This is a genomic window from Dermabacter hominis NBRC 106157 (assembly GCF_001570785.1).
In the GTDB taxonomy this organism is placed as follows: domain Bacteria; phylum Actinomycetota; class Actinomycetes; order Actinomycetales; family Dermabacteraceae; genus Dermabacter; species Dermabacter hominis.
On sequence record NZ_BCSI01000001.1, the window covers coordinates 527427 to 541200 of the forward strand.

Annotated in this window: 14 protein-coding genes; 9 read left to right on the top strand and 5 right to left on the bottom strand. The window is 63.5% G+C overall.

Going from position 1 to position 13774, the window contains the following annotated elements:
- The first annotated feature begins 44 nt into the window (after positions 1-44).
- Complete coding sequence (locus DEHOM01_RS02360) at positions 45-581, top strand: GrpB family protein (RefSeq protein WP_061211305.1); 537 nt, start codon at positions 45-47, stop codon at positions 579-581.
- On the opposite strand, the gene DEHOM01_RS02365 is transcribed toward DEHOM01_RS02360, so the two are convergent.
- Together DEHOM01_RS02365 and panD are read right to left on the bottom strand one after the other, a co-directional pair.
- Positions 578-1042 carry a low molecular weight protein-tyrosine-phosphatase gene (locus DEHOM01_RS02365; protein ID WP_061211306.1) on the bottom strand — a complete coding sequence of 155 codons (465 nt, stop codon included), beginning with the start codon at positions 1040-1042 and terminating at the stop codon, positions 578-580. The genes DEHOM01_RS02360 and DEHOM01_RS02365 overlap by 4 nt on opposite strands.
- Positions 1043-1090: 48 nt before the next feature.
- Complete coding sequence (gene panD / locus DEHOM01_RS02370; RefSeq protein ID WP_276546829.1) at positions 1091-1483, bottom strand: aspartate 1-decarboxylase; 393 nt, start codon at positions 1481-1483, stop codon at positions 1091-1093.
- 215 nt (positions 1484-1698) lie between these two features.
- Here panD and DEHOM01_RS02375 point away from each other — a divergent pair, with 215 nt between their 5' ends.
- The 6 genes from DEHOM01_RS02375 to rlmB all read left to right on the top strand — a co-directional run bounded on the left by DEHOM01_RS02375 (position 1699) and on the right by rlmB (position 8945).
- Positions 1699-3162 (top strand): DEAD/DEAH box helicase, encoded by a 1464-nt coding sequence (locus DEHOM01_RS02375; RefSeq protein ID WP_061211307.1) that lies wholly within the window; start codon positions 1699-1701, stop codon positions 3160-3162.
- Between the two features lie 52 nt (positions 3163-3214).
- Positions 3215-4630, top strand: a complete 1416-nt coding sequence (locus tag DEHOM01_RS02380; protein WP_061211308.1) for an L-serine ammonia-lyase — start codon at positions 3215-3217, stop codon at positions 4628-4630.
- An 82-nt stretch (positions 4631-4712) separates the two neighbouring features.
- Positions 4713-5876, top strand: coding sequence for a LacI family DNA-binding transcriptional regulator (locus tag DEHOM01_RS02385; RefSeq protein WP_061211309.1), 1164 nt, complete (start codon positions 4713-4715; stop codon positions 5874-5876).
- A gap of 75 nt (positions 5877-5951) precedes the next feature.
- Positions 5952-6458 carry a phage holin family protein gene (locus DEHOM01_RS02390; RefSeq protein ID WP_034372745.1) on the top strand — a complete coding sequence of 169 codons (507 nt, stop codon included), beginning with the start codon at positions 5952-5954 and terminating at the stop codon, positions 6456-6458.
- A gap of 79 nt (positions 6459-6537) precedes the next feature.
- Positions 6538-7974: a cysteine--tRNA ligase gene (cysS, locus tag DEHOM01_RS02395; protein WP_061211310.1), complete on the top strand. Its 1437-nt coding sequence runs from the start codon at positions 6538-6540 to the stop codon at positions 7972-7974.
- An 8-nt stretch (positions 7975-7982) separates the two neighbouring features.
- Entirely contained in the window at positions 7983-8945 is a 963-nt protein-coding gene (gene rlmB / locus DEHOM01_RS02400; protein WP_061211311.1) for a 23S rRNA (guanosine(2251)-2'-O)-methyltransferase RlmB, read from the top strand.
- A gap of 12 nt (positions 8946-8957) precedes the next feature.
- Here the strand turns inward: rlmB and DEHOM01_RS02405 are convergent, their stop codons facing one another.
- Both DEHOM01_RS02405 and DEHOM01_RS02410 read right to left on the bottom strand, forming a co-directional pair.
- Complete coding sequence (locus tag DEHOM01_RS02405; RefSeq protein ID WP_016664318.1) at positions 8958-10211, bottom strand: DUF4032 domain-containing protein; 1254 nt, start codon at positions 10209-10211, stop codon at positions 8958-8960.
- A 99-nt stretch (positions 10212-10310) separates the two neighbouring features.
- Positions 10311-11390 (bottom strand): ABC transporter ATP-binding protein, encoded by a 1080-nt coding sequence (locus DEHOM01_RS02410; protein WP_034372768.1) that lies wholly within the window; start codon positions 11388-11390, stop codon positions 10311-10313.
- A 292-nt stretch (positions 11391-11682) separates the two neighbouring features.
- On the opposite strand from DEHOM01_RS02410, the gene DEHOM01_RS02415 reads away from it, so the two are divergent.
- Together DEHOM01_RS02415 and DEHOM01_RS02420 are read left to right on the top strand one after the other, a co-directional pair.
- On the top strand, positions 11683-12390 hold the full coding sequence (locus DEHOM01_RS02415; RefSeq protein WP_061211312.1) for a peptide deformylase: 708 nt from the start codon (positions 11683-11685) through the stop codon (positions 12388-12390).
- A gap of 43 nt (positions 12391-12433) precedes the next feature.
- Positions 12434-13177: a hypothetical protein gene (locus DEHOM01_RS02420; protein WP_061211313.1), complete on the top strand. Its 744-nt coding sequence runs from the start codon at positions 12434-12436 to the stop codon at positions 13175-13177.
- A 74-nt stretch (positions 13178-13251) separates the two neighbouring features.
- Here the strand turns inward: DEHOM01_RS02420 and DEHOM01_RS02425 are convergent, their stop codons facing one another.
- A complete protein-coding gene (locus DEHOM01_RS02425) occupies positions 13252-13764 on the bottom strand; it encodes an inorganic diphosphatase (protein WP_016664322.1) in 513 nt (170 codons plus the stop codon).
- Between the last annotated feature and the right edge of the window lie 10 nt (positions 13765-13774).

A 13774-nucleotide genomic window follows, 5' to 3' on the forward strand; every position in this document is an offset into this window, starting at 1 on the left:
TCAGCCCGGCTGTACGCCCCGTTTCTCGCCCGTAGGATGGGTGCATGGCGATTCATTTGAGCGAGTATTCGGAATCTTGGGTGGGCGATTTTATGGGGGTCGCAACGACCCTCGTAGACGCCCTCGACGGCCACGGCGGCCAGGGGATTGAGCACATCGGCGCGACCTCGGTTCCGGGCATGGTTGCAAGACCGATCATCGATATCGCGGTGGTCGCGGCGCCACTCGCGCTGGACGAGGCGTGCGAGGCGCTTGCCCCGCTCGGCTACGTGCCCGGCGGCGACGACCAAGAGGGCGAGGGGTTCCGAAAGCTGAACACCCCCACGTCAAGTGTGCTTCACTCCCTCACCGTTTTCGATGAGGGATCGCCGCTGCTTCACGCGAGCGTTGCGGCGCGTCAGGTTCTCATGAACAGTCCCGAGCTCGTGGCGGAGTTTTCGGGCTACAAGCGGGGTCTTGCGTTCACGGGGGCGATCGACGTGGACGAGTACCGCCGAGCGAAGGCGCCCATGTTCCAGAAGGTCCTGCGCGAGGCAGGGATGGACGAGGACGCGCTTACGAGCCTCGCCGCAAGTTTCTAGGACTCTTTCACGAGGCGCTCGGCGAGGCGCGGCATGGCGCGCTCGAGAACGTCGAGCGTTCGATCGAAGTCCTCGGCGCCGCCATACCAGGGATCGGGGAGGGGATCGCCTGGCTCCGAGTCGGGGTCGAAGTCCGTCATGAGCGCGAGTTGTTCCTCGCGCGCGCCGAGCGCACGGAGCCGGTCGAGGTGGAACTGCTCGGCTGCCACGAAGAGATCGGTGCGCTCAATGTCGGAAGCGCTCACCTGTCGAGCGGCGTGGCCGCCCGCGTCGTAGCCCTGGGCTTCGAGCACGCGAGCCGCGCGGGCATCCATAGGGTTGCCGATTTCCTCGCTGCTCACCCCGACGGAGTTCACGGTAATGTTCTCGCCGCCGTCGAGAGAGGAAAGCGCGGAAAGAAGAATGCGTTCGGCCATCGGGGAGCGGCAAATGTTGCCCCAGCACACGGTAGTGACGATCATGCCTCGACCCTAACCAAAGAGGCTCCTTGCAGCCTTGAGAGCGGGGTATTACCTCGAGGGAATCTGGTCGGGAGCTCCCGGCACGGCCTGGGCAGGATCGTTGCCGATTGCGACGATCCGATTCTTGTCATCGACGTGGACAACCCGCGGCGTGTGAGCGGCGGCCTCCTCCGGCGTGAACTGACCGTAGGCGATCAGGATCACGAGGTCGCCGGGGTGCACGAGGTGGGCCGCAGCCCCGTTGATCTTGATCTCCCCGCTACCCGCTTCGCCTCGAATCACGTAGGTTTCAAGCCGAGCCCCGTTCGTCACGTCGACGATGGCGACGAGTTCGTTTTCGATGAGGCCCGCGGCATCGAGTAAATCGGCATCGACGGTTACCGACCCCACGTAGTGAAGGTCGGCTTGCGTGACGGTGGCGCGGTGGATCTTTGAGGTCATGAGTGTTCGCAACACGATGCTCAAGTATTCCACCCCGTGGGCCATCGGGCAGCAGTCATAGACGTGAGTTTGCAAACGAATTGAGCGACCGTCTCTTCCGGTGCCGAGATGGCTCGCGGATACTTGAGGTGTTTACCGCCCCCTTGGGGCCCGGCGCCACGGCGCCCATGAGAAGCACAAGACCGCGCACACGCGCGCAGAAAGGGGCCGCTGCCATGCCCAAGTCACGACGGACACACAAAGCCGAGCGCTTCGATGCGATGGCGCTTCCGGAAGAGCTCGTTCAAGAACTCCAGGCGCAGGGTTTCGAGCGTGCCTTCGAAATCCAAGAAGCAATCTTGCCCGATGCGCTCGCGGGACGCGACGTTCTTGCCCGCGCTGAAACTGGATCGGGTAAAACCCTCGCTTTTGCCCTGTCGATGTGCGCGCGTTTTCGGCATCGCAGCTCCCACAGGCGTCGCCCACTGGGAATGGTGCTCGTGCCTACTCGCGAGCTCGCCGTCCAGGTCGTCGACACAATTCACCCGTTCGCGCGTGCCGTCGGTATCAAGGCTCAGCTTGTTTCGGGCGGCATGAACATCGACAAACAGGCCGATGCGCTGCGTCGGGGCGTTGAGATTATCGTCGCGACACCGGGGCGCGTCGTCGACCTCGCCCAGCGGGGAGATCTCTTCCTTGACCGCATCGAGACGACGGTTATTGACGAGGCGGATCACATGGCCGACCTCGGTTTCCTTCCCGTCGTCACCGAGATTCTCGCGCACGTTGAGATGGGCACGCAGAAGATGCTCTTTTCGGCAACGCTCGACGACCAGGTCGATGCGATCACCGACCGCTTCCTCGTCGACCCCGTGACGCACGAGACGACCCCTGTCGCCGCGGCGGTGCAGAACATGCGGCACGTCGTCTACGCCATCAACCCAAAAAAGAAGCGCCAGATCACGGCCCAGATCGCGGCGCGCGATGGTCGCACCCTCCTGTTTACGCGCACGCAACTCGGTGCCGAACGCGTCGCCCAGGAACTCATTGAGGTGGGCATTCCCGCCGCGGCTCTTCACGGCAATAAACAGCAGGGCCTGCGCACGAACGTCCTCGCGGGGTTCCGCCAGGGGGCCTTCGACGTGCTCGTCGCGACCGATGTGGCCGCTCGCGGCATTCACATCGACGACGTTTCGCTCGTGCTGCACGTCGATCCTTCCGATGACGCGAAGGAGTACGTGCACCGCTCGGGCCGCACGGCACGCGCCGGGGCTTCGGGCGTCGTGGTCACTCTCGCCCTCCCACACCAGAAGGACAAGACTCGCCAGGTGCTCGAGACTGCCCAGGTGAGCCCCGAATGGAGCGAGGTGAATTCGGAAACTGACGAGGTGATCCGGTATGTCGGAGGAAGGACACCGAGCGGGACCCCCGCCCGGGACCCTCAGCTCGTCAAATACAAGGGCGCGCCCCGTAAGCTCGATGTCACCAGGATGCGCGGAGCTAACTCGAGAAACGCCGCGGAACGGCGCGAGAACGAGAAGCGCCGCGCGGTTTACGACGAGAACGAAAAGTCACCTTTCTCGCGTACGTCGGGTTCTGGCAAAGGCCGCCGCACGGGCGGGAAGAAACGAGGGCCCGACGCTCGCCGGGCACGCGGTGCTTCCCCAGCCCGGTCGCGTGGCCAACGCCGGTCGCGCTAAAGCTTCACCACACGTCATATGATCCGCGTTCGACACGATAAGGAGTCCCTCGATGAGCGTCAGCTTGTTTGACCTGTTCAAGATCGGGATCGGCCCCTCGAGTTCGCACACCGTCGGCCCTATGCGCGCCGCGAAAGAATTCGCCGACGAGGCCCTTGCCCACCCCACGATTGGCCCCGACATCGCCGATGTCGAGGTGCACCTGTACGGCTCGCTAGCGGCGACCGGCATGGGCCACGGAACACTCGACGCGGTCGTCCTCGGTCTCGAGGGCAACGACCCCGCCACAATCGATCCCACCGAAGCCTGGGCGCGAGCGAAAGACATCGACGCCAACGGTGGACTCATGCTCGGCGGGCGCGTCCCGGTCAGCCTTCGTCCGTCCACGATCGTGTTGCACCCCCTCACCTTCCTTCCCGAGCACTCGAACGGCATGACCTTCGCGGTGCTCGATGAGGACGGCAACGAGCTCGACAAGCGCACGATGTTTTCGATCGGTGGCGGCTTCGTCGTCGACAAGGAGGAGCTCGAAGCCACGCGGGCGTCGGAAGCCGCCGAAGGCGACAGTGCATCGGGCACCGAAGACGATGTGAAACCGATCTTCCAAAGCGGAGAAGAGCTTCTTCGCGTATGCGAAGAAAACGGCATCACGGTTTCGCAAGCGATGCTCATGCGCGAGCGGCAATGGCGAACCGACAGCGAAATCCGCCAGGGGATCCTCGATATTTGGGCGGTCATGGAAGCCTGCATCGAGCGTGGCATGCAGACCTCCGGTGTGCTCCCGGGCGGCCTCAACGTGCGGCGCCGCGCAGCAACCTGGCACGACGCTCTTCAGCTCGAAGACCCGAACCATCGCGCCGACAACGCGTTCGAATGGGTGAGCCTCGCCGCGCTCGCGGTTAACGAGGAAAATGCGGGCGGCGGGCGCGTCGTGACAGCTCCCACGAACGGCGCGGCCGGAATTATCCCCGCGGTGATGTACTACGCACTCACCTACCTCAACTACGACGATCGCGACGACGTCATCGTGCGCTTTATGCTCGCAGCGGCCGCGTTCGGGTCGCTGTGCAAGGAGCGCGCGTCGATTTCCGGCGCGGAAGTGGGCTGCCAGGGTGAAGTTGGCTCGGCGAGTTCGATGGCCGCGGCGGGGCTTGCCGAAGTTATGGGCGCGAAGCCCCGGCAGGTCGAAAACGCTGCCGAGATTGCGATGGAACACAACCTCGGCCTCACATGCGACCCCGTCGGTGGCCTCGTGCAGGTGCCTTGCATCGAGCGCAACGCGATGGGCGCGATCAAGTCGATTACCGCGGTGCGCTTCGCGATGCGCGGCAATGGCGAACACTTCGTCTCGTTCGACACCGTGCTCGAGACCATGCGGCGCACGGGTAAGGACATGCACGAGCACTACAAGGAAACCGCAATGGGCGGCCTCGCCGTCACGGTGCCCGTGTCCTTGCCCGCGTGTTGAGGCACGTGGGCTACGGTTAAAGGCGAATGTCACGCGCCATGTGGGCGCGACTTCCAGGACAGAAAAGGACGGCCAAGGCCTCATGAACGATAAAGCACGCGGCGACATCAACGGCGATTTCGCACCCGGAGAGAGCCCCGAAGAGCTCGAAGCGGCGGCGAAGGTCGCCCCGGAGGTCTCGGAGCAGCGCTCCGAAAGTGAACGCGCAACGCTCACCGAGGTTGCCAACTCCCTCGGCATCACGGCCGCGGTTGCGCTTCGCGCCCTTCGCGGCGAATCCGACATCAATTCGAAACTCGTGACGTCCGTTCGCGAGACCGCCGAGCGGCTCCACTACCCGCTCGAAGATCTCGCCCAGGAAGATGACCACCGCGGTGTCGTCGCCGTGCTCGTGAACACGATGCGCAACACGTGGATCTCTGATCTGGTTCGCTCGATCCGCATCGAGCTCGCTGCGACCGGCCGCCACGTCGTGGTGGTGCCCACTCGCCGCCGCATGCCCGAATATCCCGTCACGCTCGAGGAAGAGACGATCTCCTCACTCACGGCACTCGGGGTGGATGGCTTCATCATGGCCAGCGAGCTTCCCGAGCTCGACAAGGTCTTCGAGGCCATCGGCAATCGCCCCCTCGTCGCGATCGGTGGCTCGAAAGAGCGCATCGGGAAGTCGGACACGGTCCGTATCGACGATGAAGCGGGCTTTGGTCTCCTCGTCGACCACCTTGTGAGTCTCGGCCACAAGGACATCGCTCACGTGGGCGGCGTGGGGTATGCCGTGGCGAAGGAGCGTGCGACTGCCTTCAAGGCCGCGATGAAGCGTCACGGACTCGAGGATCGTGCGCGCGTGGAGCCGGCGGACTTCAGCGAGCAGGTTGGGCAGACCGCCGGAGCGATGCTTCTGCGGGGCAGCCAGGTTCCCACCGCGATCACGTGCTCGAACGACGTGACCGCCGTCGGTGTGCTCTCAGCAGCAGCCGACGCCGGCTTCGATGTTCCCGCTCAGCTTGCAGTGACCGGCTATGGCAATACGTCGCTCGCGTCCTCGGGAATTGCGCAGGTGACCAGCATCGACCCGAACTCGCGCCGCATTGGGGCGCTTGGCGCGCAGATGCTCGTCGAGCGCATCGGCGGTTTCGAGGGCCCCGCACGCGACACCGCGGTTTCGCCGCACCTCATCGTGCGTCGTTCCTCGTCGGCAGGGCCCCGCCCCGAGCAGCAGCGCCGCAAGCGCGTGACGATCGACTAAACATCACACGACTAACCGGAGAAAACCCTTCGAAACCCCTGAATGACGCAGGGCCCGCATTGATAGGCTGAATGCATGATCAATTCCTCGAACGACCGCTCCTCGAACGAACGCCGAGCGAGCACGACCTCGCGGTCGATTGGCGAACTCGTCGCCTCGATCAAGAACGAATTCACCTCCGTGATCGACCAGCAGGTCGCGATCGCGAAGAAGGAAATCACCGGGATCGCCGTTAAGGGCGGCGCCGTTGCGGCGCTTGCCGCGGTTCTCGTGTTCTTCCTCCTGAGCGCGTGGGTGATGTTCCTCTTCTTCTGTGCGTGGGGGCTCGTGGCGCTCGGTCTGCCGGCATGGGCGTCGTTCCTCATCGTGTGTGGCGCGCTCGTGGTACTCGGCGCGATCCTCGGCCTCATCGCCTTCCTGATCGTCAAGAAGATCACCGCGCCCGAAGTCACCATCGAGACCGCTAAGAGCGCCGTCGAATCCGTTCAGGGCAAGCGCCGCGCCAATAGCGTTGACTACGACGACGCTTTCGAAGAACTCTACGGTAAGCAGGTCAGCGCCGCGACGCCGCGCGAGATCTGACATTACGACCAACACGAAGCGAGGGGCGCCGCAAGCGCTCCTCGCTTTTTCGGTACCCACGAGAGGCTAGGCTTAAGACGTGACTCTACGACTGCATGACTCGAAGACCAGGACCGTTTCGGACTTCACCCCGCTCAAGGACGGTGAAGTCTCGCTCTACGTGTGTGGGCCGACTGTCCAGGACGGTCCCCACGTGGGGCATATCCGCACGTTCCTCGCGTTCGACGTGCTCGTGCGCTGGCTGCGCAGGAGCGGTTACCGCGTGACTTACGTGCGCAACGTGACTGACATCGACGATAAGATCCTCGCGCGCGCCGCCGAGGAAGGTGAGCCGTGGTGGAAGTGGTCGTACGCCAACGAACGAAAGTTTGGCGAGATCATGGACCGGCTCGGCGCCGTGCGCCCCGACTACGAGCCCCGCGCGACCGGTCACGTCACGGAGATGATTGACTTCATGCAGCGTCTCATTGAGCGCGGCCACGCGTATGCCGACGGTGAAGGAAGCGTCTACTTTGACGTGTCCTCCCTGCCCGAATACGGCTCGCTCACCAACCAATCCATCGAGAACATGGTTGACGATGCGGAAGCCGCCTCTAACCTCAAGCAGGACCCTCGAGACTTCGCCTTGTGGAAGAAAGCTAAGGACGGCGAGCCTGCGACAGCGAAGTGGTCAACCCCGTTCGGCGACGGACGGCCCGGCTGGCACCTCGAGTGCTCGGCGATGGCGAAAAAATACGTGGGGGAGAGCTTCGACATTCACGGTGGCGGCCTCGATCTCCGCTTCCCGCACCATGAAAACGAGCAAGCGCAAAGCTACGGAGCTGGCTACGGCTTTGCGCAGCGCTGGATGCATTCGGGGATGCTGACGGTCGACGGGATGAAAATGGGCAAGAGCCTCGGCAACTTCATCACGGCCGAAGACGTTCTGGCCAAGCACTCGGCAGCAGCCGTGCGCCTCGCGATCGTTGGCTCCCACTACCGCACCAACGTGGAGTTCAACGAGACTACCCTCGCGGAAGCCGAGACCGTGCTCTCGCGCCTCGAGGGCACCCTCACGCGCGCACTCGAAGCAGTCAGCCAGCAAGGCGCGAGCGAAGCCCTGCGCGAGGTGGGCGAGAGCGAGCTTCCCGCGCGCTTCGTCGACGCGATGAATGACGACCTTTCCGTCGCCGAAGCTCTCGCCGTGATCCACGAGCGCCAGGGCGAACTGAACTCGCTTCTTGCCGAGCACACGAGCGACGCCCACGAGATTGCGCGCCGCGTAGGCGAGCTTCGCGACATGCTCGATGTTCTGGGACTCGACCTCGCAGGGCCCCAGTGGGCCGACGAATCAAGCGCCACCAATGCCGAACACGACGCCCTCGATGCGCTCATTAGAGCCCAACTCGAGGAGCGCGCCGAGGCACGTGCCAACAAAGACTGGGCGAGCGCCGACGCGATCCGAGATCGCTTCGCTGCCGCCGGCATTCGCATCGAAGACTCCGCGGGCTCCTCCCGCTGGAGTCTCACGAACTAGGAGAGACCATGGCAGGACACAAGAGCTCCCGCAAGGGCCCGAAGGTCGGATCCGGCGGCGTGCGCCGCCGCCGCCTCGAAGGGCGCGGCCCCACCCCGAAGGCGGAGGATCGCCCGCATCACAAGGCCTACAGGGGAACGCACGACACCGTCGGAAAATCCGGTGCCAAATCCGGCAAGCGCCGCCCACCGCGCAAGTCCCCTAAGGACACTGCAAACCGCCCCACGGTGATCGCGGGACGCAACTCCGTTCTCGAGGCGCTCCAAGAAGGCGTGGAGGCGCTTTCGCTCACTCTTGCCATCCGGCTTGATGCAGACGAGCGCGTACGCGAGATCATGCGCCTTGCCCATCAAAAGGGCCTTCAGTTGCACGAAGCCACGCGGGCCGAACTCGACCGGCTCACCGACGATGCTATTCACCAGGGCGTCGCTCTCACGCTCCCGCCCTACGAGTACGCGAATCCCGCGGATCTCCTCGAGATCGCCGCGAATGATTTCGATACCCCGCTTCTCGTCGCGCTCGATGGCATCACCGACCCACGCAATCTCGGGGCGATACTCCGTAGCGCGGGCGCGTTCGGCGCCCACGGTGTGATCATTCCCGAGCGTCGAAGCGTCAACATGACCGCGAGCGTCTACAAGGTTGCTGCGGGCGCCGCGACGCGCGTGAAGGTCGCCCAGGTGACGAACCTCAACCGCGCGATCGATTCGCTCAAGAAACAGGGCGTCTTTGTCGTTGGTCTCGATGCCGATGGTGAACTCGAGCCGCGGGATATGGACCTCGCAACGTCCCCGATCATGCTCGTCGTCGGTGCCGAAGGCAAGGGAATTTCGCGCCTCACGCGCGAGAAATGCGATGCGATCGTATCGATCCCCATGGCGGCCACGACCGAATCGCTTAACGCCTCTGTAGCCGCCTCGATCGTGCTGTACGAGATTGCAGGCACGCGCGCTCGCACGGGCCGAGCCTAAGGTCAGCGGGGTCTAGAACTCCGTGTCCGTCACGATCGGGATCGCCGAGGTCTCCGACGTGATGAGGGCGCGTTCGTCTTGGCGATAGGTAAGGACGTTCAGGATGTAGTCCTGGACGGCCTTATCCCACGTCACATCCTTGCCGAGGCGCTGCGACATGAACCACTTGTGTTCGAGAAGCTCGTGGTAGAACTCGGGAGCCGGGAGCTTCTTGCGCATCGAGCGGGGGATCGCCCGCACGACCGGCTCGTACTGCTCCTGAAGCCACTCGTGGGCGACGAACTCTTCTTCCTCACCCTGCTGATTCGTGAGAACCCGGTACTGGTCGAGGTCGTTGAGGAGCCGGCGCGCCTGGTTTTCTTGAGCGTCGATTCCCGTAAGGCGCATGAGCCGCCTTCTGTGGTGCCCGGCGTCCACAACTTTCGGCTGCACCGACACGGTCGTGCCGTCGAGGTCGGTTGTCATGTCGAGCTCGTCGACGTCGAAACCGAGCTCGTTAAGTTTCTCGATACGGGCGCTCACGCGCCAGCGTTCATTCGCGCTGAACGTTTCGCGGCCAGTGAGCGCATCCCACAGCTCGGTGTACCGCTCGAGTAGGAGATCACCGATGGCAATGGGATCAACGTTGTCAGGCAGCTGCTCTGCAGCCTGGAGATCGAGCATTTCGCCCACGATATTGGTGCGCGCAATGTCGAGATCGTATTCGCGCTGGCCTGTCGTCAGCTGGCTTTCGAGTTGACCCGTTTCGACGTCAACGATGTAGGCGGCGAACGCGCCCGCATCGCGCTTAAAGAGGGTGTTGGACAGCGAGACGTCACCCCAGTAGAAGCCGACGAGGTGGAGGCGGACGAGCAGCACGGCAAGCGCGTCAAGAAGCTTGCGTGCCGTGTCCTCGCTGTTGAGCTGGGAGAACACCGCCCGGTAGGGGAGGGAGTACTGAAGGTGCCTCGTGATCAGGATGGCGTCGAGGTCGCGGCCGTCCTCGGCCGATTCGCGCCCGCTCACAACCGCAAACGGTTCAACGGCGGGGATTCCGAGTTTTCCGAGCAGACGCAAGGTCGTGAATTCGGCGCGCGCGAGGTTTTCGTTGATTTCCTTGAGAGCGAGAACTCGCCCACTTACACGGGCAAAACGGACGACGTGTCGCGAGATGCCGCGGGGGAGCGATGCGAGGAGCGAATCGGGCCAGTCGGCAAGGGGGAGGCTCCACGGCAGATCGAGGAGCGCCTCGTCCGCTCGCGCTGCGGAGATCTCGATGGGTGCCATGCCTTCTATTCTCTCCTACTCTCGGGCGATGTATGCAAAGAAGGCACGCGATTCGCGTGCCTTCTTTGTGAATGTTTCCTCGTTTGAGGAGTGGGGCGATTAGTCGCCGAGGCGGTTGCCCGACTTCAGGTCGAACAGGTGCACGTGGTCAGCCTTCGGCTGGAAGTGCACGGTTTCACCCTTCTGCGGAGGGCGGCGGCCGTCGACGCGAGCGATGATCGGCTTGTCCGTTTCACCCGCGCCAGCGAGGCGGCCGTACACGTAGGCGTCAGCGCCGAGCACCTCGACCATGTCGACCTCGACGGGGAGGCCGTCCGCGGCGAGCTCGAGGTCCTCGGGGCGCACACCGACGGTGACGGCTTTTTCGTTCGACTCGGAGAGGGTCGAGCGATCCACGGGGATCACGGAGCCACCGAAGGCGACGCCCTGGTCGGTCAGGGGCTGTTCGATGAGGTTCATGGCGGGCGAGCCAATGAAGCCCGCAACGAACACGTTGTTCGGGTGATCGTACATGCGCTGAGGCGAGTCGATCTGCTGGAGAACGCCACCGGCGAGAACGGCGACGCGATCGCCCATAGTCATAGCCTCGGTCTGATCGTGGGTCACGTAGACGGTTGTGACGCCCAGGCGACGCTGGAGCGAGGCGATCTGAGTACGGGTCGAGACACGAAGCTTCGCGTCAAGGTTCGAGAGCGGCTCGTCCATGAGGAACACCTGGGGCGAGCGCACGATTGCGCGGCCCATGGCGACACGCTGGCGCTGACCACCCGAGAGAGCCTTGGGCTTACGGTCGAGGTACTGCTCGAGGTCGAGGATCTTTGCGGCCTCTTCAACGCGCTTGCGGATCTCATCCTTCGGCGTGCCTGCGATCTTGAGTGCGAAGCCCATGTTGTCGGCAACCGACATGTGGGGGTAAAGGGCGTAGTTCTGGAAGACCATCGCGATGTCGCGGTCCTTGGGCGGCACGTTCGTGACGTCGCGGTCGCCGATGAAGATGCGGCCTGCATCGATCTCTTCGAGACCGGCGAGCATGCGCAGCGAGGTGGACTTACCGCAGCCCGAGGGGCCAACGAGGACGAGGAATTCGCCGTCTTCGATCTCGATGTTGAGGTCGTCAACCGCGGGCTTGTCGCTGCCCGGGTAGATACGGCTTGCGTGGTCGTAAATAACCTTTGCCATGGGTATTCCCTTCACCGGCAGGTACGTGCCGGACGATCCGTTGTGAAGTACAGTCAGCGGTCTTTGCTGACGTATGGACAACAATACCCCACTGTGGCGCCGACCATACGGGACGCGCCGAGGGGTGTTCCCGACCTTCCACACTCGCGGAGCCGTAGTGTTGTCGGGGGAGTCCGACGCTTGCCGCCTCCCGGAGTTCCTTCTGCTCTCGCAGCGGAGAGGAACGCGGGAGAAATGGGCGTGGCCCGGGCCTTCGAGGCGATGACGATAGACGACGAAAGGCGGCGATGGCATGACGAGCCTCGCGCAACTGATTGAGAAAACCCTCGCAAAGAGGTCGAGCGAAAACGCTCCGCTCCGGATCGTGCAGGCGGGACATCCGGCACTTCGCGCCAAGTCAAAGGACGCCGCAGGTTCGCTCGATCCGGAGCTCCTTGCGCAGTTCATCGACGCGCTCGTCGTGACGATGCACGATGCTCCCGGCGTCGGGGTCGCTGCCCCGCAAGTGGGGATCCCGATTCGCCTCGTTGTCATGGAGGATGTCGTTCGCGAAGAGGGGGAGGAGCGCGACGCCGATGACGAGCTGTACGACCGTGACAATCTTCCCCTCATGGCAGTGATCAACCCGCGCTACGAAGAGATTGATGGCGAGGACACCGTGACGTTTGGGTGGGAGGGTTGCCTCAGCGTCGAGGGCTGGCGCTCACTCGTTCCGCGTCCAAAGAGCGTACGCGTGCGCGGCACGGCGATCGTCGCCGGCGGTGAGGTTCGTGAACTCGACGAGGTCTGGACCGGCTGGCGCGCACGGATTTTCCAGCACGAGAGCGATCATCTCGATGGCATTTTGTGTCACGACCGCGGTGTTGAACGTTCGTTTGTTCAGGATTCCTACCTGCATCGATACACCGAACTTTCAGACGCGGTTCGCTACCTTGGTCTGCGCGGTGGCGTGGCCAAACTTGAGCCCGGCGCCGTTGATCTTCACCGCACGCGGGCGTGAGAACGCCCGGATGCGCCCGATAGCGTCCACGATAAGGAGAGCAATGGCCTCGAAGGACCTGCGCACGTCTAAGAAATCGAGCGGGAAGGAACAGGGCGAAAATTCGCCCATCGATGACAAACAGTTTGAACTGATCGATAAGGCTCTTGCACTTCAGGGGCCGATCGCCCGCAAGTACGTCGACTCTCTTCGCCGCAAGAACCCCACGTGGAGTGATGAGCAGATCATCGCTCGACTCGAGGGGCACTTCACGAAACTGGCCGTCGCCACGGGCGTCGGCATCGGCGGCGTGGCCGCACTTCCCGCGGTTGGCACCGCTACCGCGGTCGCGCTCACCGCGGGTGAGGGCTTCGCCTTTGCCGAGGCATGCGCCTTTTTGACGCTCGGCATTGCCCATGTGCGTGGCGTCGACATGAGTGATCCGACAGTGCGCCGCACGGTGATTCTCGCCATTCTCGGTGGTGAGCGAGGCACCGAGATCGTCACAAAGGCCCTCGGCAAGAGTGGCCTGCAGTGGTCGACGGTGCTCGATGGCATGGCGCCCCCGTTTGTCGCGGATGCGGTGAACACACAAGTCAATCGCTGGATTCGACGTACGGTCACGCGTCGCTTCACGGGGCTGTGGGCCGGGCGCCTCATCCCGTTTGGCATCGGCGCAGTGATCGGTGGCCTCGGGAACAAGGCGCTCACGAAGACCGTGATCGAGGCGGCCCGAGAGGTCTTTAGCCACGTGGATGATCCGGTCCCTTCGACGCTTGCCGAGAAAACAGAAAATAGCGACGAATAGCGAAAACGCTGCTCGCGAAAGAACGAGGGCGCTCCCGATGAGACGGGAGCGCCCTCATTATTGGGGGATACGGACTAGATGTCCTGGGTGAACTCGTTTTCGTGTTCCGTGCCCTTCGCGCGGCGGTAGGAGGCGCGGATTTCCTCTTCCGCGTCATCCCGGCCTTCCCAGTGAGCACCTTCCACGCTCTTGCCTGGCTCAAGATCCTTGTAGACCTCGAAGAAGTGCTGGATCTCGAGTCGGTGGAACTCCGAAATGTCGGTGAGCTCCTGCCGGCGGATCTGGCGCTTGTCACCAACGGGGACCGCGACGATCTTGTCGTCGCCGCCCGACTCGTCGCGCATGCGGAACATTCCCAGTGCGCGGCAGCGAATCAGGCAGCCGGGGAACGTCGCCTCTTCGAGAAGGACGAGGACGTCGAGCGGGTCGCCGTCCTCACCGAGCGTGCCCTCAATGAAGCCGTAATCATCGGGGTAGCGGGTTGCCGTAAAAAGCATGCGATCGAGTCGGATGCGACCATTGTGATGGTCGACCTCGTATTTGTTGCGATTCCCCTTCGGGATCTCGATCGTGACGTCGAATTCCACGTGCGTGACT

Bases quoted from the DNA above. Each gene is read 5' to 3' on its own strand.
- DEHOM01_RS02360 (WP_061211305.1), top strand. From the start codon at position 45: ATGGCGATTCATTTGAGCGAGTATTCGGAATCTTGGGTGGGCGATTTT.
- DEHOM01_RS02365 (WP_061211306.1), bottom strand. From the start codon at position 1,042: ATGATCGTCACTACCGTGTGCTGGGGCAACATTTGCCGCTCCCCGATG.
- panD (WP_276546829.1), bottom strand. From the start codon at position 1,483: ATGACCTCAAAGATCCACCGCGCCACCGTCACGCAAGCCGACCTTCAC.
- DEHOM01_RS02375 (WP_061211307.1), top strand. From the start codon at position 1,699: ATGCCCAAGTCACGACGGACACACAAAGCCGAGCGCTTCGATGCGATG.
- DEHOM01_RS02380 (WP_061211308.1), top strand. From the start codon at position 3,215: ATGAGCGTCAGCTTGTTTGACCTGTTCAAGATCGGGATCGGCCCCTCG.
- DEHOM01_RS02385 (WP_061211309.1), top strand. From the start codon at position 4,713: ATGAACGATAAAGCACGCGGCGACATCAACGGCGATTTCGCACCCGGA.
- DEHOM01_RS02390 (WP_034372745.1), top strand. From the start codon at position 5,952: ATGATCAATTCCTCGAACGACCGCTCCTCGAACGAACGCCGAGCGAGC.
- rlmB (WP_061211311.1), top strand. From the start codon at position 7,983: ATGGCAGGACACAAGAGCTCCCGCAAGGGCCCGAAGGTCGGATCCGGC.
- DEHOM01_RS02405 (WP_016664318.1), bottom strand. From the start codon at position 10,211: ATGGCACCCATCGAGATCTCCGCAGCGCGAGCGGACGAGGCGCTCCTC.
- DEHOM01_RS02410 (WP_034372768.1), bottom strand. From the start codon at position 11,390: ATGGCAAAGGTTATTTACGACCACGCAAGCCGTATCTACCCGGGCAGC.
- DEHOM01_RS02415 (WP_061211312.1), top strand. From the start codon at position 11,683: ATGACGAGCCTCGCGCAACTGATTGAGAAAACCCTCGCAAAGAGGTCG.
- DEHOM01_RS02420 (WP_061211313.1), top strand. From the start codon at position 12,434: ATGGCCTCGAAGGACCTGCGCACGTCTAAGAAATCGAGCGGGAAGGAA.